Below are 240 nucleotides of genomic sequence, written 5' to 3' on the forward strand. Positions count from 1 at the left end.
CGAAAAAAATTTTACCCCCTACGTTCGTTATAAAGAAGGTAATGACGAACATCTTATCGGCTTTTTGGATGCCGCAACCTTTTATAATCAAATGATGATTGCCAAATCCAATAACGTACATTCCATCGGCGTATGGAACATTGGATCGGAAGATTCCTCGATATGGAGCCTGTTCGAAAACGGAGCGGGGCCTGAATCGATTGCAGAAATTCCTAATATCGTTCCAATTACCGATGGCGG

Annotated in this window: 1 protein-coding gene; it reads left to right on the plus strand. The window is 42.5% G+C overall.

The genetic code is table 11. The features are described from left to right. Positions 1-240 (plus strand): hypothetical protein (locus Ga0466249_RS26270; RefSeq protein ID WP_215832431.1); only part of this gene is annotated, 240 nt, incomplete at both ends.

Source organism: Pelorhabdus rhamnosifermentans (assembly GCF_018835585.1).
In the GTDB taxonomy this organism is placed as follows: domain Bacteria; phylum Bacillota; class Negativicutes; order UMGS1260; family UMGS1260; genus Pelorhabdus; species Pelorhabdus rhamnosifermentans.